Consider the following 16,520-nt stretch of genomic DNA (forward strand, 5'->3'; position numbering starts at 1 on the left):
GGGTAATATAGGTTTTTGATGCTATAAGAGGGATATAATAAGAGAACTAATTTAGCTAAGGGGTAAAATATTAATGAACAGAGGCAAATTACAAAGCAAGTTTTTAAACGGCGAGATAAATGAAGTAGAAATAAAAAAGATTGAAAACGAATTCGTTGAGGCGATTAAAGAAATTGGATTTGAATTTGATCAAGACATTGTACTTTTTGAAGAACATGAAAAGATATTTAGATATATTAAAGATGGGAATTTATATAAGACTACAGATGTCCGCTTCTATTTATGAAGATGAATATACTCCGCCTTTAACTAGTTGGGGTGAATGGCATATAATTGACGATATTTCTAACTTGCCGGTATCGTCTATAGCTTATTACATTTCTCCAGCCGAAGAGACGAATGTCACATCGCCTGAAGGAGATGCAACAGCTTGTTATGGTTTTTGGATGGAGGGTGTAGACCAAATACCTGAATTCATTAAAAAATATAAGCAGTTCAAATAGAAAAAAATGCTAGATTTCGGATTTACATTCGATTCAACTGAACCCAGAAATTAACCAAGACATTGTTGATTATTACAGCGGTATAAGTATCGCAATTATGTTGAAGAACAAGAGATACAACAAAAACTGTTACGCCGAGGGACGGAGAACGATAGTTCAACTCAAAACGGCAGCCGCGGGGCAGCCGTCATTACGAACGGGCAGGATAGGCTGATAAAGAAACACCTTTAATAAAGAATCAGTAGAACCGATAACAAGGGTAGATACAACTGCTGCTGATCAGGGAAAATCATCCTCACAATAGCCCGTATCGTGCAGATATTAATAATTTGGGGGATACATACACCATGAGTGGTTACGCTGGGATCGAATTAATAGATCCTACTGAGAGATTAAAGCAACATGTACTCACAAAAGAACTTTGGCAGAAATTACGTGAACTGGGTTTAAAAACAGGGGATAAAGGGATAATCAATGGAATTTTCTACTCAAAATCATATGAGCAAGCAAAGGTATTAAAGGCAAGTTTCAATGATTGGGACGTAAGCATTCAAGAACAAAAAGAGGACTTATCGCAAATAATACAAATTACAACTCCAATAAGCAGATTGAGTATTGAAGCTTTGTTAGAACTAACGGATGTTTTCTTGATAGTCGCAGCGGAGACGGACACAAAATTTGATGGGCTTGAATTAGAAGTTAATAAAATTAAAAGGTTAAATACCCCTTGGTGGAAGTTCTGGTGATCTGAGAAATAATGTCAATCGGATTGCATCTCAGTTAAGCTCTAACGGAAACAAGAGTTCAATAGTAAGATGAAGGCAGCCGGTCAAAGTTGATCGGCTGCCTTTGCAATTAAATCCAGTTTTAGAAAAAAGCGAATCAATACTATGGGGATATCTGGTAATATGGATAACTCAGGGGTTTGCACCTTGGTTCGGACCCATTGCTGAGTGATGGACCGACCGCATTGCTGCCCCCACGCGCTGCGAACGCTTCGTGAATGCCGATAAAAATCGGCATCCACAGCCAAGCTCACCACTGCGAGGCCCCGCGAGCAAGCTCCTTGCGGACGATCGGCGCGACCTTCGTGCCGAGCAGTTCGAGGTGCGCAGCAATTCGTGGTGCGGCATCGTGCTGACGTCCACGTGCAAGAGGAAGCGCGTTAGGCCCAGATTCTTGCGAAGCAGCACGATCTTCTCCGCAACATACTCGGGATCGCCGACGTAGAGCGCTCCGCGAAGGCTGCGGGCGGCGTCGAACGATTCGCGGGTGTATGGCGGCCAGCCGCGATCGCGGCCAATAGTGTTCATCTGGGCTGCCGTCGACGGGTAGAACAAGTCGGCAGCCTTCTCGGTCGTATCCGAGATGAAGCCGTGTGAATGCGTCGCGATCTGCAGCTGGAACCACGAGTGAAGATTTGCTTGAATACAGGAAAAGGAGCTGCCGATGCAGCTCCTTCTTCATTTTTATGGATTTGTCATTGTTATGTGTTGTTATGATCAGATGTCCACCATTGCGTTCCGAAACGTTTTATTATCCGTCCTTTAGTACTTTATCTGAGTCCTCAAGATTTTTGAAAAAAATGATCTTATCATCGATTCTCTCCAGCGTCTTTTCAAGCTCTGTCATTTGATCGACAACTTTCCTGCGGTATTTTTCCATGAATTCTCTTCGAGCTGTTATTGTAGGGACTTCACTATTGTTGAAGGCGGTATACTCCTGCATCTCCCGGATGGGCATCCCGATCGCTCGAAAGTAATTTAAAACTTGGAACCAAACGATATCGGACTCTGAATACTGACGATATCCATTTTCGTCCCGTACAATACCATCAATTAAACCTATTTGCTCATAATATCGCAATGTATGAATGCTTAGTTCAGTCTTTTCAGAAACTTGTTTGCTCGAAAAATAATTTTCCATTTTTTTATTATACATTGATTCGAAATGTATTGCTATCGAGTGCGCTCTATACTTTATCATTTCACTTGAAAGTAATGATTTTCATTTTAGGAGGAATTCTTTATGCGTGTTTTTGTCACTGGAGCTACTGGATTCGTTGGATCAGCTGTTGTTCACGAGCTTCTCGCCACGGGGCATCAGGTCGTCGGGCTTGCCCGCTCGGACAAGGCAGCCGAAGCATTGAAAGCCGCTGGAGCAGACGTACACCGAGGTGCCCTGGATGACCTCGACAGCCTGCGTGACGGCGCCGCCATAGCGGACGGCGTCATTCATCTAGCCTTCATTCACGACTTCTCGAACTTTGAAGCCGCCGCCGCGACGGACAGGCAGGCGATCGAGGCGATCGGATCAGAACTCGAGGGATCGGGCAAACCTTTCGTCGGCGCCTCGGGTACGCTTATGCTCCCATCGGGACGACTCGGGACGGAAGAGGACGCTCCGCTCCCGACTACGCCTCGGCGCTCCGAGGAAGCCGCTATGACGCTGGTTCAGCACGGAGTGCGATCATCGGTCGTTCGTCTCGCACCGACTGTACACGGTCCGGGCGATCATGGCTTTGTCAGGACCCTTATCGACATCGCCCGCACCAAGGGAGTCTCTGCTTACACCGGGGATGGGTCCAATCGCTGGTCGGCGGTTCATCGCTTCGATGCGGCGTGTCTGTTCCGGTTGGCGTTGGAAGCCGCACCGGCGGGCTCAATTTTGCACGGGGTGGGTGAAGAGGGTGTGCCATTCCGTGATATTGCCGGCGTAATCGGTCGCCACCTGAACCTGCCGGTTGTCAGCATTTCTCGTGAAGAGGCTGACAGCCACTTCGGCTGGCTTTCCTTCGCCGTGAAAGCCGATAACCCGACGTCAAGCGTACTGACCCGGGAGCGATTCGGCTGGCGGCCAGTGCACACAGCACTGATCCCGGATCTCGAAGAGGGTCACTACTTCAACAGTTGAGTAATTTCGCTTTCCCAAGCCATGGTTTCTTCTTTATCAATCATTTTCTTCCCCGTTAGGTGGGGCTTAATAAGCAACATAGAAGGAATTTATCATTTCGATAAGGGACACGATAGTTCAATCACCGCCTTACTAAGAGGCGGTTTTCTTTTGGTTCAAAATCAGCATTAAGATTTAACATAGGCTTATTTAATAAGGAATGATTAATTATTAATTATTAAGGATAAAGTAAAAACTGGATAAAGCCGTTATTTTTCTTCTAGAGCAAAGTCACTTTCATGCCATAAAAATTTTACAAAGGTTGTGTGTTTCTTGAAACTTATATTGGTTTCAGTTGTATTAGGAACTTTACTCTTATCTGGTTTTTTTACGATTTTGGCATGGTCCAGTGACAGTGGAGATTATGTACTTCTTCTGATATCTTCATTAGGCGTTTTTATATCAGTAATGTTAATTATGCTTGTAGTATTTAAGCGGAATCCCTCATTATTCAAAAATTTTAAAATTTATCTTTTGGCTATGTTAGGTCTCCTGTGTTTAGGAATTTTCACTTACCATGTAAGAGATTTGAGAGTTTATTTAACGGGGAAGCCGATGGTTACTGAAGGTTTGCCTTCAACTGTTAGTACCAGACAGAGCCGAACTGGAAAAATTTTTGCGGATGTGGAAGTTAACGGTTTTCATGCAACGTTGAATAGCCAACCTCCACTATATGAGGAATGCGTATATCGAATTACATACCTGCCAAACTCCAGGTACATTACTAAAATTGAATATCGGATGCCTAGCTGGCTGTATTACTACCAGATCGATCAAAATTGCATTTTATGTAAATATAGCAGCTCGCCTTCTCCCGTTATTCCATCTTCGTGACCCCGTTCAACCCCAAGACAAAGAGATATCCAACAGCAAGAAACTAAAATGAAGTAAAAAATGGTTTTGAATCGATTTAACTAACGGGTACCGAGGGAGTTGAATGACAGAAAAAAGCAGGCCAAGACTACCTCGCGACCCATGTTTGTAGAGCCAAGAACGATAGTTTAAGGGCTCTATAAAAACGATGAAGGAGTTGCTACAGCAACTCCCATTGGCATGCTCAATAAAACGGGGATTTTGCAGATGTCTACGCTTGCATTCATTAGAAAAGAAAAAGCACCGCAATTGTTTGAGGTGCTTACTCACTGTGTTCAAATGAATTTAGTTGTCTGCAATGTGGGCAAAAGATGTTGATGAAATATGTATTTCCCCGTTTTTCCAGGATCCTGGCCTGATGCTTATCGATCGTTGCAACTGTATAACGTGGCGAATTCATAAGTTGAGCAACTATCGACATCCATTCGAATTCTTTTGAACAATCAACGCATGTGTGCTTCCCGTCAATTCTCATGATGAATCACGACTCCTTGTATATGTGTTTTCAATCTCTGTCAAGGGTGGAATCCCTTTTCATATTCAAATTACTTAAACTTATTTTCGTAGTGCCTATTTCTGCTTTGCCTTCCTCGATTTCTTCTGGATAATTCAAAGTAAAATACCCTTTTCCAATTCGTTCAATATCATCGTCAGTTGCTGGCCTAATTACAAAAGCTCTGTCCTTGATCCAAATGACTTCTTCATCATCGGTATCAATTAAATAATCCTCAAACGGTAAATTGACGGCTTTCATAATAAACTCACTCCTAGCTGAAAAGTGGTCTTGGGTTCCCATTATAACCCTTGACGATTAACCCTAGATGAAGAAAAAATAACGTTTCATTACAGATAGACGAACATTAATTTTAATTCGTTCATTTTAAAAAAATCATCCAGTTTTGTTTTGTTGTTGAGCTAACGAAGGAACGATAGCGGAATAAAAGACAGTCAAAGACTTTAATTACTACGGTCTTTGACTGTCTTTTTTGAGTAAATTTTGGTATATCACCTTCAGGTAGATATGAAAAGATTCTTCTGTGTTTTATAAATACAACTTTTTCCATATGTGTGCGTATACAGATACAAAAATCTATGGAGGTTATCACATGAAAAAATTTACTATGGGTGTAGTTGTAGGGGGAATTCTTTCACTAACTTCAGTTGTTGCAGCTTCTGATTCAATACAGGCATATTTATTTCCAGCATTTTTCACAATCAATGGTCTAAATGCCCCCTTAGACAAAGAATATGCTGTTCTTAATTATCAAGGGCACGCTTATGTCCCTGTCCGATTTTTGGCTGAGCAGCTAGGGGCTTTTGTTGATTATTCAGATGAAGGGATGTACAAGACCATTACCATTAATCATTTTCCTTCAAATGTAGCCATACTTACAGATGAAAAATATTCCAATATTCACTTTGGTTTGCTCGATTTGTACTTAGACGGCGGATATACGGGCATAAGAGGATTATTAGCTTTAGATCATGAGATGGACCCGAAAATCAAAACCGAACATGACATTGAGTTTAAACTGCATTTTTATGATGCGAACGATAAGCTGATTGGGACGGCATCAGGCACGTCAAAATCTGGTGGCTCTAACCAAAAGCAAACCATAAGCACGGGCGAAAATAAGTATGTTATGGCTGGCGAAGTCGGGGATTTCTCTAAATATGAAAGAGTGAGTTTTGAAGTCACAGCCTTCAAATAATCCGCCTTGTCATTGAACTAACAGGCAGATTACGTTAACAAAAAAATAAAATCGGCACAATTATATGCCGATTAACCAAATGCCAATATGCAAAAAGGGTACCCCTAAAAAAGTCATGGATACATAATAGTATATAAAAAAATTCAACATAAGTCTATTAATTTTTTGGCAAAAACTGTATGTTATTTATGCGACCGCGGCGCAAAACGATTAGGGATGCAGAGAGAAGACCTGCATGGTTACTCTCAGAAAAATTACGTTGGAAAACCACAACGGTGCTTCGTTGCGTCCCCCAAGCGAAAGGAAGGGTAACGATGATTATGACACAAAAAGAAATGCTGTTCATTGTGCAATCACAACTTGCTATTGACCTGAATTGCTCTATCGATGACCTGAACGGCGAAAAGGATAGCATTATTTTTGTTGAAGCTAAACAAAATCCTGGATGCAGACCATATCCAAGGAAGGCACGTTATTTTGAAATCCTGTCAATGGGAAAATCAATTGTAGTATCGGCTACACCCGAACGGTTGTTAATTGCCAAAACACATATGCAAGGTAAAAACAGGGATACCGTATTCTCCCTGCCATTTATCAGAGGTCTTTACTTGCATTTTCTGCCTGATGTAGAAAGAATAAAGCCAATGACACCGCCGAAATTATTTTCATTTGAACTGATTAAGCGAGAAGAAGTCTTCAGTTTATTTGATGGTACAAGATTCAATGAAGCTATTATATTTGATAGGAATCTTCCCTGGCAGACTGATTTAGTTATGCTTGCAAAGCAAAATGGGGAAATTGTTGGTGTGGCAGGAGCAAGCAAAACTTGTGCAAAAATGTGGCAAATTAGCGAAGAAGTATTACCCGAATATCGTAATTTCGGATTGGCTAGTTATCTTGTAAACAGGTTAACTTTTGAAATATTGGGACGGGGAGAGATACCGAGTTATGACTGCATCTCCAGTCACATTGCTTCACAGAGAGTAGCTCACCGAGTAGGGTATTATCCCGCATGGGTGACTGATTGGCGAGTCAATTTTGAAGGATTAGAATCGTAATTTTATATCCAAAAGATTAAACTAACGGATAACGTTAGTTCAATCCAAATAAGGAACAGTTCTACCACTGAATTGCTCCTTGTTTTCATTAAATCAATAAAGGATGGGAAGAAATGACTGTATATAAAAAACCAACAGTAGCAATTTCCGAAGTGGAAGAAGTATTACGCAAGCATTTTAGTTCGGATGTGACGGTGATAACGCCAGTAGAAGGTTTCGGGAATATAAGCACTGTATTCTCCTTCATGTTTTTTGACAAGGAATACGTAATTAAATTCTGCGATTTAGCAGGGAGTTTTAAAACTGAAAAATTCATTTCTACCCTGTTATCTTCTCAGGGAATTCCGTTTCCTCTCTGTAAGGAACTAGGTAAATTTAAAACATTGAACTATTTGATTTCAGAAAAGATAAGTGGACAAAATCTGAACAGTTGCTCTTATGAGCAACAACTCAGAATGCTTCCAGAGGTCATTCAGATTCTAACACAAATGAACCATGTGAAGTTAGGTACAACAAAAGGTTATGGCATGATAATTTCGAGTGGTGATGGTGCTTATAGTTCTTGGAAGGAACATATTATTGCTACTTATGCTGAAGAACAAGCGGATAGCTTTTGGGAAGGTTGGCACAGCTTATTTAAAACATCCTGCCTAGAGAAAGATGTGTTTGATGAATGTTATAATAGATTGTTAGCTTACTCTACCTACAATGAACCATATCGTTATTTTATTCACGGTGATTTCCACCAGTACAATATTTTATCAAATGGACAACGAATAACTGGAGTCATTGATAGTAATGGTAAATATGGAGATTTCCTTATTGACCTTGCAACTTTAGACTGGCACATAAAAACACACTTAAAGCTCGATGTGGTCCAAAGATACCAAAGTTATCAGCAAGAAGAGGGTATTACCATACCAAATTTTAAAGAAAGATTAATAGGTGCTAAATATTATAATGGATTGATAGGATTACGCTTTTATGCAAAGATGGGATGGAATGATTCTTATTTCGAGATCCGTGATGAGCTATTAAGTTTAATTTAAATCCGAAAGTGATTACTCATTGTTAAACTAACTGGGAACATTAGTTAAATAACATCCAGAGAAGGCTGCCGACATCAAACGATCGGCGGCCTTCTCAGCTACCGGGCAGATTCAGTCAACATATCATTATCAGCGCAAACGATCACGGCTAATAGTAGCATTAGATTATTACACAAGCGATCGCTTCTAAATCGGAATGATGTTGTAACTTCAACCGGATTTATTCGTACATTCAGTAAGCTCATGGGGATGACTCCCGCCCATTACCGAGATAAAAAGGGATTGCACTAATCCTTATGGAAGATTATGTTATAATTATAGTTGAAAACGTTTCTGGGAGGGGATAGGAAAATGAACCCAAGTAAGAGACTGAATGAACGATTGACACCACTACTTAAGAGTGTCATGGAAAAGGGGCCTGTCGGCTGTGCCTGTACCGTTGTGCGGCGGGGAGAAGTTGTTTATCAGGAAACCCTGGGTTATGCGGATTTGGAGAAGAAGAAGGAGATCACTCCTGATACAATCTACCGGATCTATTCGATGACTAAGGTAATTACCTGCGCAGCGGCACTCATGCTTTATGAGAAAGGACTTTATCTGCTTAACGATCCGTTGGAGGAATACCTGACGGAGTTCAAAAATCCGCAGGTGTACCGATATAACGAATATGGTACCAAGTCTTTATCCCCTGCAGTGGGTCCGATCCGGATCAAGGATCTTTTCACGATGGCCTCCGGGCTTACGTATGGTGGTGACGGCACGGAAACCGAACGGCAAACCCGTACAATCATGGAGAACGCTGCAGCGACCGTAGACATGCAGGCTTTGTCCAAAGCGTTGGCAGAAGTTCCGCTGGCTTTCGATCCCGGCACGCACTGGAAGTATGGTACAAGCCACGATGTCTTGGCAGCATTGATCGAAGTGCTGTCCGGACAAACATTCGGAGAGTTTCTGCAGAAGGAAATTTTCGCTCCGTTGGGAATGACCGACACCTCATTCCGGATATCGGAGGATAAGCGGGATCGTTTATGTACCATGTACGATCTTGCAGAAGACGGCACGCTTACTCCTAATACCAGGATGGATGCCCGCTATCAACCGGGAAGCCGTCATGAAAGCGGCGGAGGTGGCCTGCTTTCGACGATCGGCGATTACAGCCGATTTGCGCAGCTGCTGGCGAAGGGCGGGGAGCTGGACGGGGTGCGGATTCTTAGCCCGAAAACGGTTCATTTGATGGCGACCAATCATTTAAATTCGCAACAGATCAAGGATTTTAACTGGCCGCAAATGAGTGGTTATGGCTATGGTTTGGGGGTCCGTGTTATGACCGATCCTGCAGCCGGCGGCATCAACGGCTCAATCGGTGAATTCGGCTGGGCCGGTCTAGCCGGGTCTTACTTGTTGATCGATCCTAAGGAAGAATTGTCCGTCGTGTACATGCAGCAGCTGTTGCCGAGCCTTGAGCCCTTCATTCATCCTCGACTGCGGGCTGCCATTTACGGGGCATTGGACTAAGTTCGGGGTTAACGGTGGCGAGAGAATCCATGGCGCTATAATCACAGCAAATGATTCAAAAACTGAGAAGCATCGAATTAGATAATCCCTTCCTTTATTGAGACACTGATAAAAGGCGTTCACTCTACTGGGTGAACGCTTTTTTAGTAGGTTGGAGTGATGATTATTCTAGATGAAGACTCTTTGTTAGGCGGGTTTGTAAAGTGATGGCCGCCCCGGCGACTAAACTAACGGTCAGTTTAATGGAATCCTGTGGTGTACATGTTTTGTAAAATATTGTAAAATAATCGAAATTGTTAGAGCAACTTTTACTTAATCGTACCGTCTAAATGTTAAAGTGGTAAATAAAGGGAGTGATGAATTTTGAAAAAGTTTGTTTTAGGTCTAATTTGTGGAATTGGTTTAACTGCAACAACCGCTGTATATGCCTCAGACACAATACAAGCGTATTTGTTTCCTGCCAAGTTTGTGTTTAATGGCGTAAGTAAACAATTGGATAGTAACGAATATGTAGTGTTAAATCATAATGGTCACGCCTATGTACCAGTTCGTTTTGTTTCTGAGTCCATGGGTGCTCTTGTTAAATATGAAGACACTACCAAAACGATTACAATTGAACAAACAAATTTAAGTGAAAAACTACCTTTGGATAAAGACTTTTTCTCATTTGCTTCAGAAGGCAAAATCAAAGGAATTGAATTTGGAATTGGGTCCAATAAATATGATGTCGTTCAAAAATGGGGAGAGCCCCAAAAAACAGGAAGTTGGCAAACGCAATATTATTCATGGTTTGATTATTATTATTACTTTGGTAATCCCGATGAGAGTGTCAGCGCAATTCGAGTAGTTGGAGATACAGTCAAATATACAGTTAATGAATTAAAAAAAGCAATTGGTGAGCCGAAAGATGAAGGTTTAAACGACCTTGAAAGTGGATGGTATCTGAATTATGAGGCGGGGGATTACCAAGTATTCTTTAATGCGGATACTAAAAATGGCGTAATTAAGTATCTGACATTAAAAAAGAAATAAACCAATAAATTAAAATGCTTAATGCTACACACTGCACTAACGCAGAACATTAGTTCCATAAGATTGTACCATCTCGGCTACAGGTGAATTGCTCTGTGGCTTATTCCAGTAATAATAGCATGGTTGAAAACATTACCGTATATGTTCCAATAAAGGAGGGGATAGGAATATGAATCCGGATGTCCAAAAACTGGTGTCTGATTATTTTAATGGTCCGTTAAAACAACAAAGTATTTACCCCTTTCTTTCAGAAGCTTTAGATGCAGCTTTAATAATAGTAACTGGAAGTTACTCGTTTGGAATGTCTAACGAATCATCAGACCTCGATATTGAATTAATAATTCCCAATGAACTGCACACTGCTTTAGTCGAATTGGCGGGTGGGGTCCAACATTTATGGGTTCACGATGAGAATCATCATCCCTTAGTAGATATTAAGATCCGACCTTTGACTTGGCTCCAAAACCGATTGAATGGAAGTGATCCTGAGGTACTTTGGATATACCAACATGCTATTTCTATTCAGGATCATGAACAAATCCTTTCGCAACTTAACACTGAAGCGACCAGGCGATTTCGATCAATAACCTTGGGTCTTATCATGCAATGCTATAAAGATTTTCGTACAGGTGTAACTGTTCCTGCATCGCGAGAAACGTTGGGAAAAACAATTATGATGACCAGATCAATTGAAGCGGCATTGGCTTTACCTTTTCTCTCAAGGGGAGAGCCTTACCCTTATCCGAAATGGAAAAGTATTTGGTTAATAAACAGTCACAAACAAGGAGCGACTATCGTGTCTCTCTGTGAGCAATGGTTAGCTGGAAAACAAGTTTATGAAGCATTAAGAGAAGTAATTAACTCAATAATGATTGAGTCAGGATATCATGATTTAATCAAACACTTCTGGAGAAAGATCTAACAATCGATTACTGAGGGACGGAGAACAACATTTGAACAAAACAAGGAACAGATCTGCCGTGGCAGCTGCTCCTTGTTTTTATTGGGGTAGTTTATTTGCGGTCTTAAATCAGGTGCTAGGAGTTTCGGATCATGAATTCTGTGTGTTGCGTTTTTTTTTGTTTTAAGAAAATATGTATTTACTGCAGATGGTCGCTCAACTCCCTCAGAGAATAAGGATTTTCTCACGAATGCTCGCTCATTCGCAGGATTTCAATATGCATGTTAAATAGGAGTTCAGGTGTTTGGGTAGTGTATGGCAGGCAGTTCCGTTAGAGCGCATGCGGGAACAGAAGGTGCTGATGTATTTACAACATCTTCCATAATAAAGTTATACTGCACGCTTCTCTCCACAAGGTCCTTGGGGATTCACTCTCCCAAATCTCGACGGGTCTATGCCCTCACATTCCTTCGTCCTATCTTTCCAAGGTGTGGAGTCCGATTAACGTTAACGGAACGGGTCTATGCCCTAAAGCTGAACAATCTCGGTACTCCGTGCTTTCTTTGTGAGATCCTACGAATGAGCCAATCTACGTGTCAGGGTTACGATTTACTATTTATGCTGCTAATGGTAGCTGTGCCTTATCCATTGAAAATGTTTGCCCTTCTCTCGCCATGGCTACAAGCATCCGGGCCAGTTTCCCAATCAGCTTCATCATGGACTGCATTTTCGTCATTCGTTTCACTTCGGTATTATGAGCATGAAAGGCTTGAAACGCTTCATTGAAAGATAACAGGTGAAACACTGTGAAGTAGAGATGCTTACGCAGAAGTGAGTTGCCTCGTTTGGTGAGCTTGATTTGCCCCTTATACTTGCCTGAACTTCGTTCTGCTAAGTTCAATCCTGCCTTCCGTAATAACTGATTTCCGTGAGACAGCTTACGTAAGTCCCCGCCAAATGCCAAAATAGCAGCCGTTGCAGGAACAGAAGCACCCACAGATCGTACGAGATCTGAACAAGGAATTTCAGGAAGTACCTTTTCAATCATCTCGTCCGCTTCATCAATGATTCCGCGAATTCTATCATACTCTTCGATGAGGTGCGTTAACTCCCATTTGTCTTCTTCAAGGGCAATAGTGTCACCCACGCTATGTCTAGCGAGTGATTGAAGTTCCATCGCCTTGTTCTTACCTCGCACCCCGCCAGGTCTGGCCATATACTCACCCCAGATCTGTACTATTTGCTCCGGAGTTAGCTGCAATAGGTCAGAGGGGGCTGGGAACCGGCGCAAAGTGGCCAAGGAACGATCGCTAAAAATATCATCAAATGCTTGTCTGTATTCTGGAAAACGGATATCGAGCCAGCGGTGGATTCTATTTTTAATCCGTCCTGATTTAACAACCCAGTGCTCTCTGTTTGTAACCATGACCCGTATACGGCGGAATGCTTCATCCTTTGGAGCGAAGGGTGTGTAGAATCCGCGACTCACCGCATCGGCGATAACCAGAGCATCCTTTGTGTCGTTCTTGGAAGGTGAGTTATCTCTATTTTCCTTATTGCGTTTGGTTGTCATTGGATTGACAAGAGCCACATCAATTCCTTGATCTACCAACCAGTTGGCAATATTGAACCAGTAGTGACCGGTGCTTTCCATTCCCACAACGAAGTCATTCATGCCGTGCATCTTCTGTAATTTCCGAATACTGTGTTTTAAATGCTCATAGCCGGCTAGGTCATTGGAGAATAGAATAGGGCGCTTGGTGAGGACAATACCTCGAAAATTAATGGCTTGTGCAGCATGCTTCTCCTTGGCAATATCGATGCCTATGACCAGAGTGGTAGTGGAGATTCGTTCTACACGTTGATTTTGAGAATTAATTGGATTAGACTTCATAATAATGCCTCCTAAGGTGAGTTCTGAGGGCTGCAACCCAGTACATACTCATCCTAGCGAGGCGTCCCTTTTTTCTGCAAGTTCAATCTACTAACACCTACAGGAATGTTAACGGGCAGGATTGTTAAGAATAGGTAATGGTCATAATGATTATTAAGTTGTTGAGACTAAAAAACAAGAGGGGTGAGCCTCTGTTGAGAACTTTACTCTACGTGATTTTAGGTTGCATCGGAGGCATGTTCCTTGTTTTATTACTTATTTTTGCTAAGGCTTTATTTAATGCAGGTATTGAGGCGATATTTCCGCATAGTAATGCTCAACTCATTTTGGGGATTATTGTATTAGGTTTAGTTGTTATTTATTTCATTTGGAAGAAAAAACGTCACTAATGGGAAACAATGTATAGGAGTTGCTATCAGGCTCCATAATTCGTTTGTTGAAGTAACGGAAACGATATTTGAAAATTCAAAGGCGCTGACTGGCTCTTTTTTTTCTTTTCCATAGCACCTCCACCGCTTGAATATAAAAATCGCAATTCCAACATATGGTATAAAGTAAGTTGGAAAGGATATAAATTCATAATATCTATATCAAGTTAATAATAGCGGGGGGATAGAATGAGGAAATCATCTTTCATAGTTTCAGCAGTAATATTTGCAGGGGTACTTATAGCAATTGCCATTTTTGCAAAAGAACCAATTAATATTACACAATCAATTTCGATTGGAGTAGAAAATACTGACCATGATTTGAATGAATTGGAACGAATGAATATGAAATTTGAAACTCCAACAACTCAACCAAAAATTAATGCTACACTAGCTATTGAGAATGCTGAGAAAACCTTTGGAACAATGTCTAAGGACATACATGTTGAATACCAACTAATTACTTCTCCTTTTAGATTGTTTTCTGACGAAGCCATCACAAAGAATCCAGACCTTAAGAAGAATGGTATTGAAAAATTACAAGCATATATTATTTCTTTCAGGGGCTTGAACATACCAAGTAGTGGACCAAAATTAGATATACTAAATAATGCTCCAGTTGAGCAACAGGAGCATCGCAAAAGTAATAATGAATTTAATGTCGTTGTGGATGCAACAACAGGTGTAACTATTGAAGCATTTTCTTATCGTTAGAATAGTAGCATTTTTATTACATCAATTACAGTAGATAGTTTAACTGGGGAGATGCTCGTCAGCAATATTGCTACGCTAACGGAGAACGATAGCTTCATAACGGGAGTTTAACGTAACAAATTTTCCATAGATCCGTCAAATAAAGAAGGTAGGTTTTGTTTACGAGGAGGAAAAAAATATTGAAAAAGTTAGTTTTAGGAGTAACTTTAGTACTTGTCTTATGTATGATTAGTGGTTGTAATGCTTCGTCTGAAGCCGAAAAGGGGAATTATATTATTTCTAAGGAAGACCAAAGAATCTTAGTGGCGAAGAATATTTCTCGGAAGGATTCTGAAAGTAACTTTACTGCCCTCAAAAATAACAAAGTCGAATTCGTCAATTATATTGTTGAAGATTCCCAACTCTATAACGAACTTAGAGTAGGCGAAAAAGTTAATGTAACTCCCAAAACAAATGACAAAGGCGAATATATTGTGATGCAATCTGATCCCCCTCAAATTGTAGCTGATAAGATAGAAAGACAAAAGGACTAATTAACCCCAGGACGAGGCTGCCGGTATGATCGGTGGCTTTCATTACGTTAACGGGCAGTTTAACGTGGTGGCAGCCCGTGGTAAAGTTGAACTAATGGACAGTAGAGTTGATTTTATCCAATCTATACCTATCTATCCGAGAATCTATAATATAAAATTAAAAGGGTAATTTCGGGAGGTAGTAAATATGACTTTAGGAATAGATGTTAACGACACAATTAAAGGTCTATGTGAAAAAGGCGTAATTGATTGCACTACTAAAGTTCTTAACAAGATGAATGGAACTACGGAAGGGTTTGTATACACTCTTACAGTCAACGATAATCCAAAATACGTGTTGAAGCTCGATAGTTCAGAAAATATTTTCTTGGTCGAACAATTGTATCAAACATATACAAATAACACACTATTACCTAAGATTCTCTATACTGATCCTGCGAAAACGTACATTGTATATTTCTATACTGCTGGTACAACGCATTATAATCGTGGTGCAAAAATAAATTGGCTGACTCTTTTGATCAAAGAACTTCTGAATCATTACGAAATCTATCAGCAAACTGATAAGTGGGGTTTCTGGTTAGAAGATCCGTGTCAAACTTGGCGTGACTTCATTGATCGAGGTGTGGAATACGCCCGAATTAATGTGGGCAGCCTTTTACCTGTTGAGGATTACTATAAAGTGAAATCATATGTTGGAAACATATCGACGGGTGAAGAACATGAAAGGTTTTTGCTTCACGGTGATTGTGGTGTCCATAATTTCGTGTTTGATCAGAACACATTAACAAGAGTAATTGACCCTTCACCTATTGTTGGACCTGTATTATATGATTTTATTTATGCATTTTGCTCCTCACCTGACGATTTGAACCTAGAAACTTTAATTTCAACTTTCACTTTGTTAAATCATGAGCCTATTGAGAGATCAAGGCTTATCGAAGAAGTAATAATTCAGCTATATTGTCGCATCGGAATTTGTTTAAAACACCATCCACATGATTTAGCGGATTACTTAAAGGCTTGGGATTACTGGAAGGTCCTTTTGCCTTAAGTATTTATATTCCTCAGGAAATGATGCGATAAGGGGGCAAATTGATTTTCAAATGGTACTTGTTAAACTAACGAGGAACTATAGTTGAACAAACGTAAAAAGGCTGCCGCGTGCAGCCTATTGTGCTAACGGGAAGTAGAACGTGGAAATACTCTTCTTTTTTCTCACCTGCAGCAACTTTATTTAATGATACTTAAAAAGGGATCATTTCGGTTAAGGATGATTCTTTTTTCTATTTTTTAACATTATGCTCAAATGAACTGAGAATGTTAAAATAATTGTGCTTCTCGTAATAATATGCG

The 16,520-nt window shown here is 40.7% G+C and carries 17 protein-coding genes and 1 pseudogene; 13 read left to right on the forward strand and 5 right to left on the reverse strand.

Going from position 1 to position 16,520, the window contains the following annotated elements; genetic code table 11:
• Positions 1 to 73 precede the first annotated feature (73 nt).
• Both QFZ77_RS14655 and QFZ77_RS14660 read left to right on the forward strand, forming a co-directional pair.
• The gene (locus tag QFZ77_RS14655; protein ID WP_307440705.1) at positions 74 to 286 is read left to right on the forward strand and encodes a hypothetical protein; all 213 of its coding nucleotides are present in this window, start codon (positions 74 to 76) and stop codon (positions 284 to 286) included.
• A gap of 564 nt (positions 287 to 850) precedes the next feature.
• A complete protein-coding gene (locus QFZ77_RS14660; protein ID WP_307440706.1) occupies positions 851 to 1,249 on the forward strand; it encodes a hypothetical protein in 399 nt (132 codons plus the stop codon).
• Between the two features lie 83 nt (positions 1,250 to 1,332).
• On the opposite strand, the gene QFZ77_RS14665 is transcribed toward QFZ77_RS14660, so the two are convergent.
• The 3 genes and pseudogenes from QFZ77_RS14665 to QFZ77_RS14675 form a co-directional block, all read right to left on the reverse strand.
• Complete coding sequence (locus QFZ77_RS14665) at positions 1,333 to 1,542, reverse strand: hypothetical protein (protein ID WP_307440708.1); 210 nt, start codon at positions 1,540 to 1,542, stop codon at positions 1,333 to 1,335.
• Positions 1,539 to 1,918, reverse strand: a pseudogene (locus QFZ77_RS14670) (LLM class flavin-dependent oxidoreductase); the annotation flags it as partial. The pseudogene QFZ77_RS14670 and the gene QFZ77_RS14665, both read right to left, overlap by 4 nt.
• Before the next feature lie 121 nt (positions 1,919 to 2,039).
• Positions 2,040 to 2,429, reverse strand: a complete 390-nt coding sequence (locus QFZ77_RS14675) for a MerR family transcriptional regulator (protein WP_307440710.1) — start codon at positions 2,427 to 2,429, stop codon at positions 2,040 to 2,042.
• Between the two features lie 102 nt (positions 2,430 to 2,531).
• Here QFZ77_RS14675 and QFZ77_RS14680 point away from each other — a divergent pair, with 102 nt between their 5' ends.
• A complete protein-coding gene (locus tag QFZ77_RS14680) occupies positions 2,532 to 3,416 on the forward strand; it encodes an SDR family oxidoreductase (RefSeq protein ID WP_307440712.1) in 885 nt (294 codons plus the stop codon).
• Between the two features lie 1,417 nt (positions 3,417 to 4,833).
• On the opposite strand, the gene QFZ77_RS14685 is transcribed toward QFZ77_RS14680, so the two are convergent.
• Positions 4,834 to 5,082, reverse strand: a complete 249-nt coding sequence (locus tag QFZ77_RS14685) for a hypothetical protein (protein WP_307440714.1) — start codon at positions 5,080 to 5,082, stop codon at positions 4,834 to 4,836.
• Between the two features lie 352 nt (positions 5,083 to 5,434).
• Here QFZ77_RS14685 and QFZ77_RS14690 point away from each other — a divergent pair, with 352 nt between their 5' ends.
• From QFZ77_RS14690 to QFZ77_RS14715, 6 genes are all read left to right on the forward strand, one after another.
• Positions 5,435 to 6,040, forward strand: coding sequence for a stalk domain-containing protein (locus QFZ77_RS14690; RefSeq protein WP_307440716.1), 606 nt, complete (start codon positions 5,435 to 5,437; stop codon positions 6,038 to 6,040).
• A 314-nt stretch (positions 6,041 to 6,354) separates the two neighbouring features.
• Positions 6,355 to 7,098, forward strand: a complete 744-nt coding sequence (locus QFZ77_RS14695; protein WP_307440718.1) for a GNAT family N-acetyltransferase — start codon at positions 6,355 to 6,357, stop codon at positions 7,096 to 7,098.
• 113 nt (positions 7,099 to 7,211) lie between these two features.
• The gene (locus QFZ77_RS14700) at positions 7,212 to 8,147 is read left to right on the forward strand and encodes a phosphotransferase (RefSeq protein ID WP_307440720.1); all 936 of its coding nucleotides are present in this window, start codon (positions 7,212 to 7,214) and stop codon (positions 8,145 to 8,147) included.
• 351 nt (positions 8,148 to 8,498) lie between these two features.
• Positions 8,499 to 9,662: a serine hydrolase domain-containing protein gene (locus QFZ77_RS14705; RefSeq protein ID WP_307440723.1), complete on the forward strand. Its 1,164-nt coding sequence runs from the start codon at positions 8,499 to 8,501 to the stop codon at positions 9,660 to 9,662.
• Positions 9,663 to 10,025: 363 nt separating this feature from the next.
• On the forward strand, positions 10,026 to 10,694 hold the full coding sequence (locus QFZ77_RS14710) for a DUF4309 domain-containing protein (protein ID WP_307440725.1): 669 nt from the start codon (positions 10,026 to 10,028) through the stop codon (positions 10,692 to 10,694).
• A gap of 169 nt (positions 10,695 to 10,863) precedes the next feature.
• Complete coding sequence (locus tag QFZ77_RS14715; protein WP_307440727.1) at positions 10,864 to 11,616, forward strand: hypothetical protein; 753 nt, start codon at positions 10,864 to 10,866, stop codon at positions 11,614 to 11,616.
• A 595-nt stretch (positions 11,617 to 12,211) separates the two neighbouring features.
• Here the strand turns inward: QFZ77_RS14715 and QFZ77_RS14720 are convergent.
• Positions 12,212 to 13,489 (reverse strand): IS110 family RNA-guided transposase, encoded by a 1,278-nt coding sequence (locus tag QFZ77_RS14720; RefSeq protein WP_307440730.1) that lies wholly within the window; start codon positions 13,487 to 13,489, stop codon positions 12,212 to 12,214.
• Positions 13,490 to 13,683: 194 nt separating this feature from the next.
• On the opposite strand from QFZ77_RS14720, the gene QFZ77_RS14725 reads away from it, so the two are divergent.
• The 4 genes from QFZ77_RS14725 to QFZ77_RS14740 all read left to right on the forward strand — a co-directional run bounded on the left by QFZ77_RS14725 (position 13,684) and on the right by QFZ77_RS14740 (position 16,218).
• Positions 13,684 to 13,878, forward strand: coding sequence for a hypothetical protein (locus QFZ77_RS14725; RefSeq protein WP_307440732.1), 195 nt, complete (start codon positions 13,684 to 13,686; stop codon positions 13,876 to 13,878).
• A 228-nt stretch (positions 13,879 to 14,106) separates the two neighbouring features.
• Positions 14,107 to 14,631: a hypothetical protein gene (locus tag QFZ77_RS14730; protein WP_307440734.1), complete on the forward strand. Its 525-nt coding sequence runs from the start codon at positions 14,107 to 14,109 to the stop codon at positions 14,629 to 14,631.
• Between the two features lie 179 nt (positions 14,632 to 14,810).
• Positions 14,811 to 15,164, forward strand: a complete 354-nt coding sequence (locus tag QFZ77_RS14735) for a DUF3221 domain-containing protein (protein WP_307440735.1) — start codon at positions 14,811 to 14,813, stop codon at positions 15,162 to 15,164.
• Positions 15,165 to 15,351: 187 nt separating this feature from the next.
• A complete protein-coding gene (locus QFZ77_RS14740; protein ID WP_307440738.1) occupies positions 15,352 to 16,218 on the forward strand; it encodes a hypothetical protein in 867 nt (288 codons plus the stop codon).
• Positions 16,219 to 16,520 lie beyond the last annotated feature (302 nt).

The organism is Paenibacillus sp. V4I3 (assembly GCF_030817215.1).
Taxonomy (GTDB): domain Bacteria; phylum Bacillota; class Bacilli; order Paenibacillales; family NBRC-103111; genus Paenibacillus_E.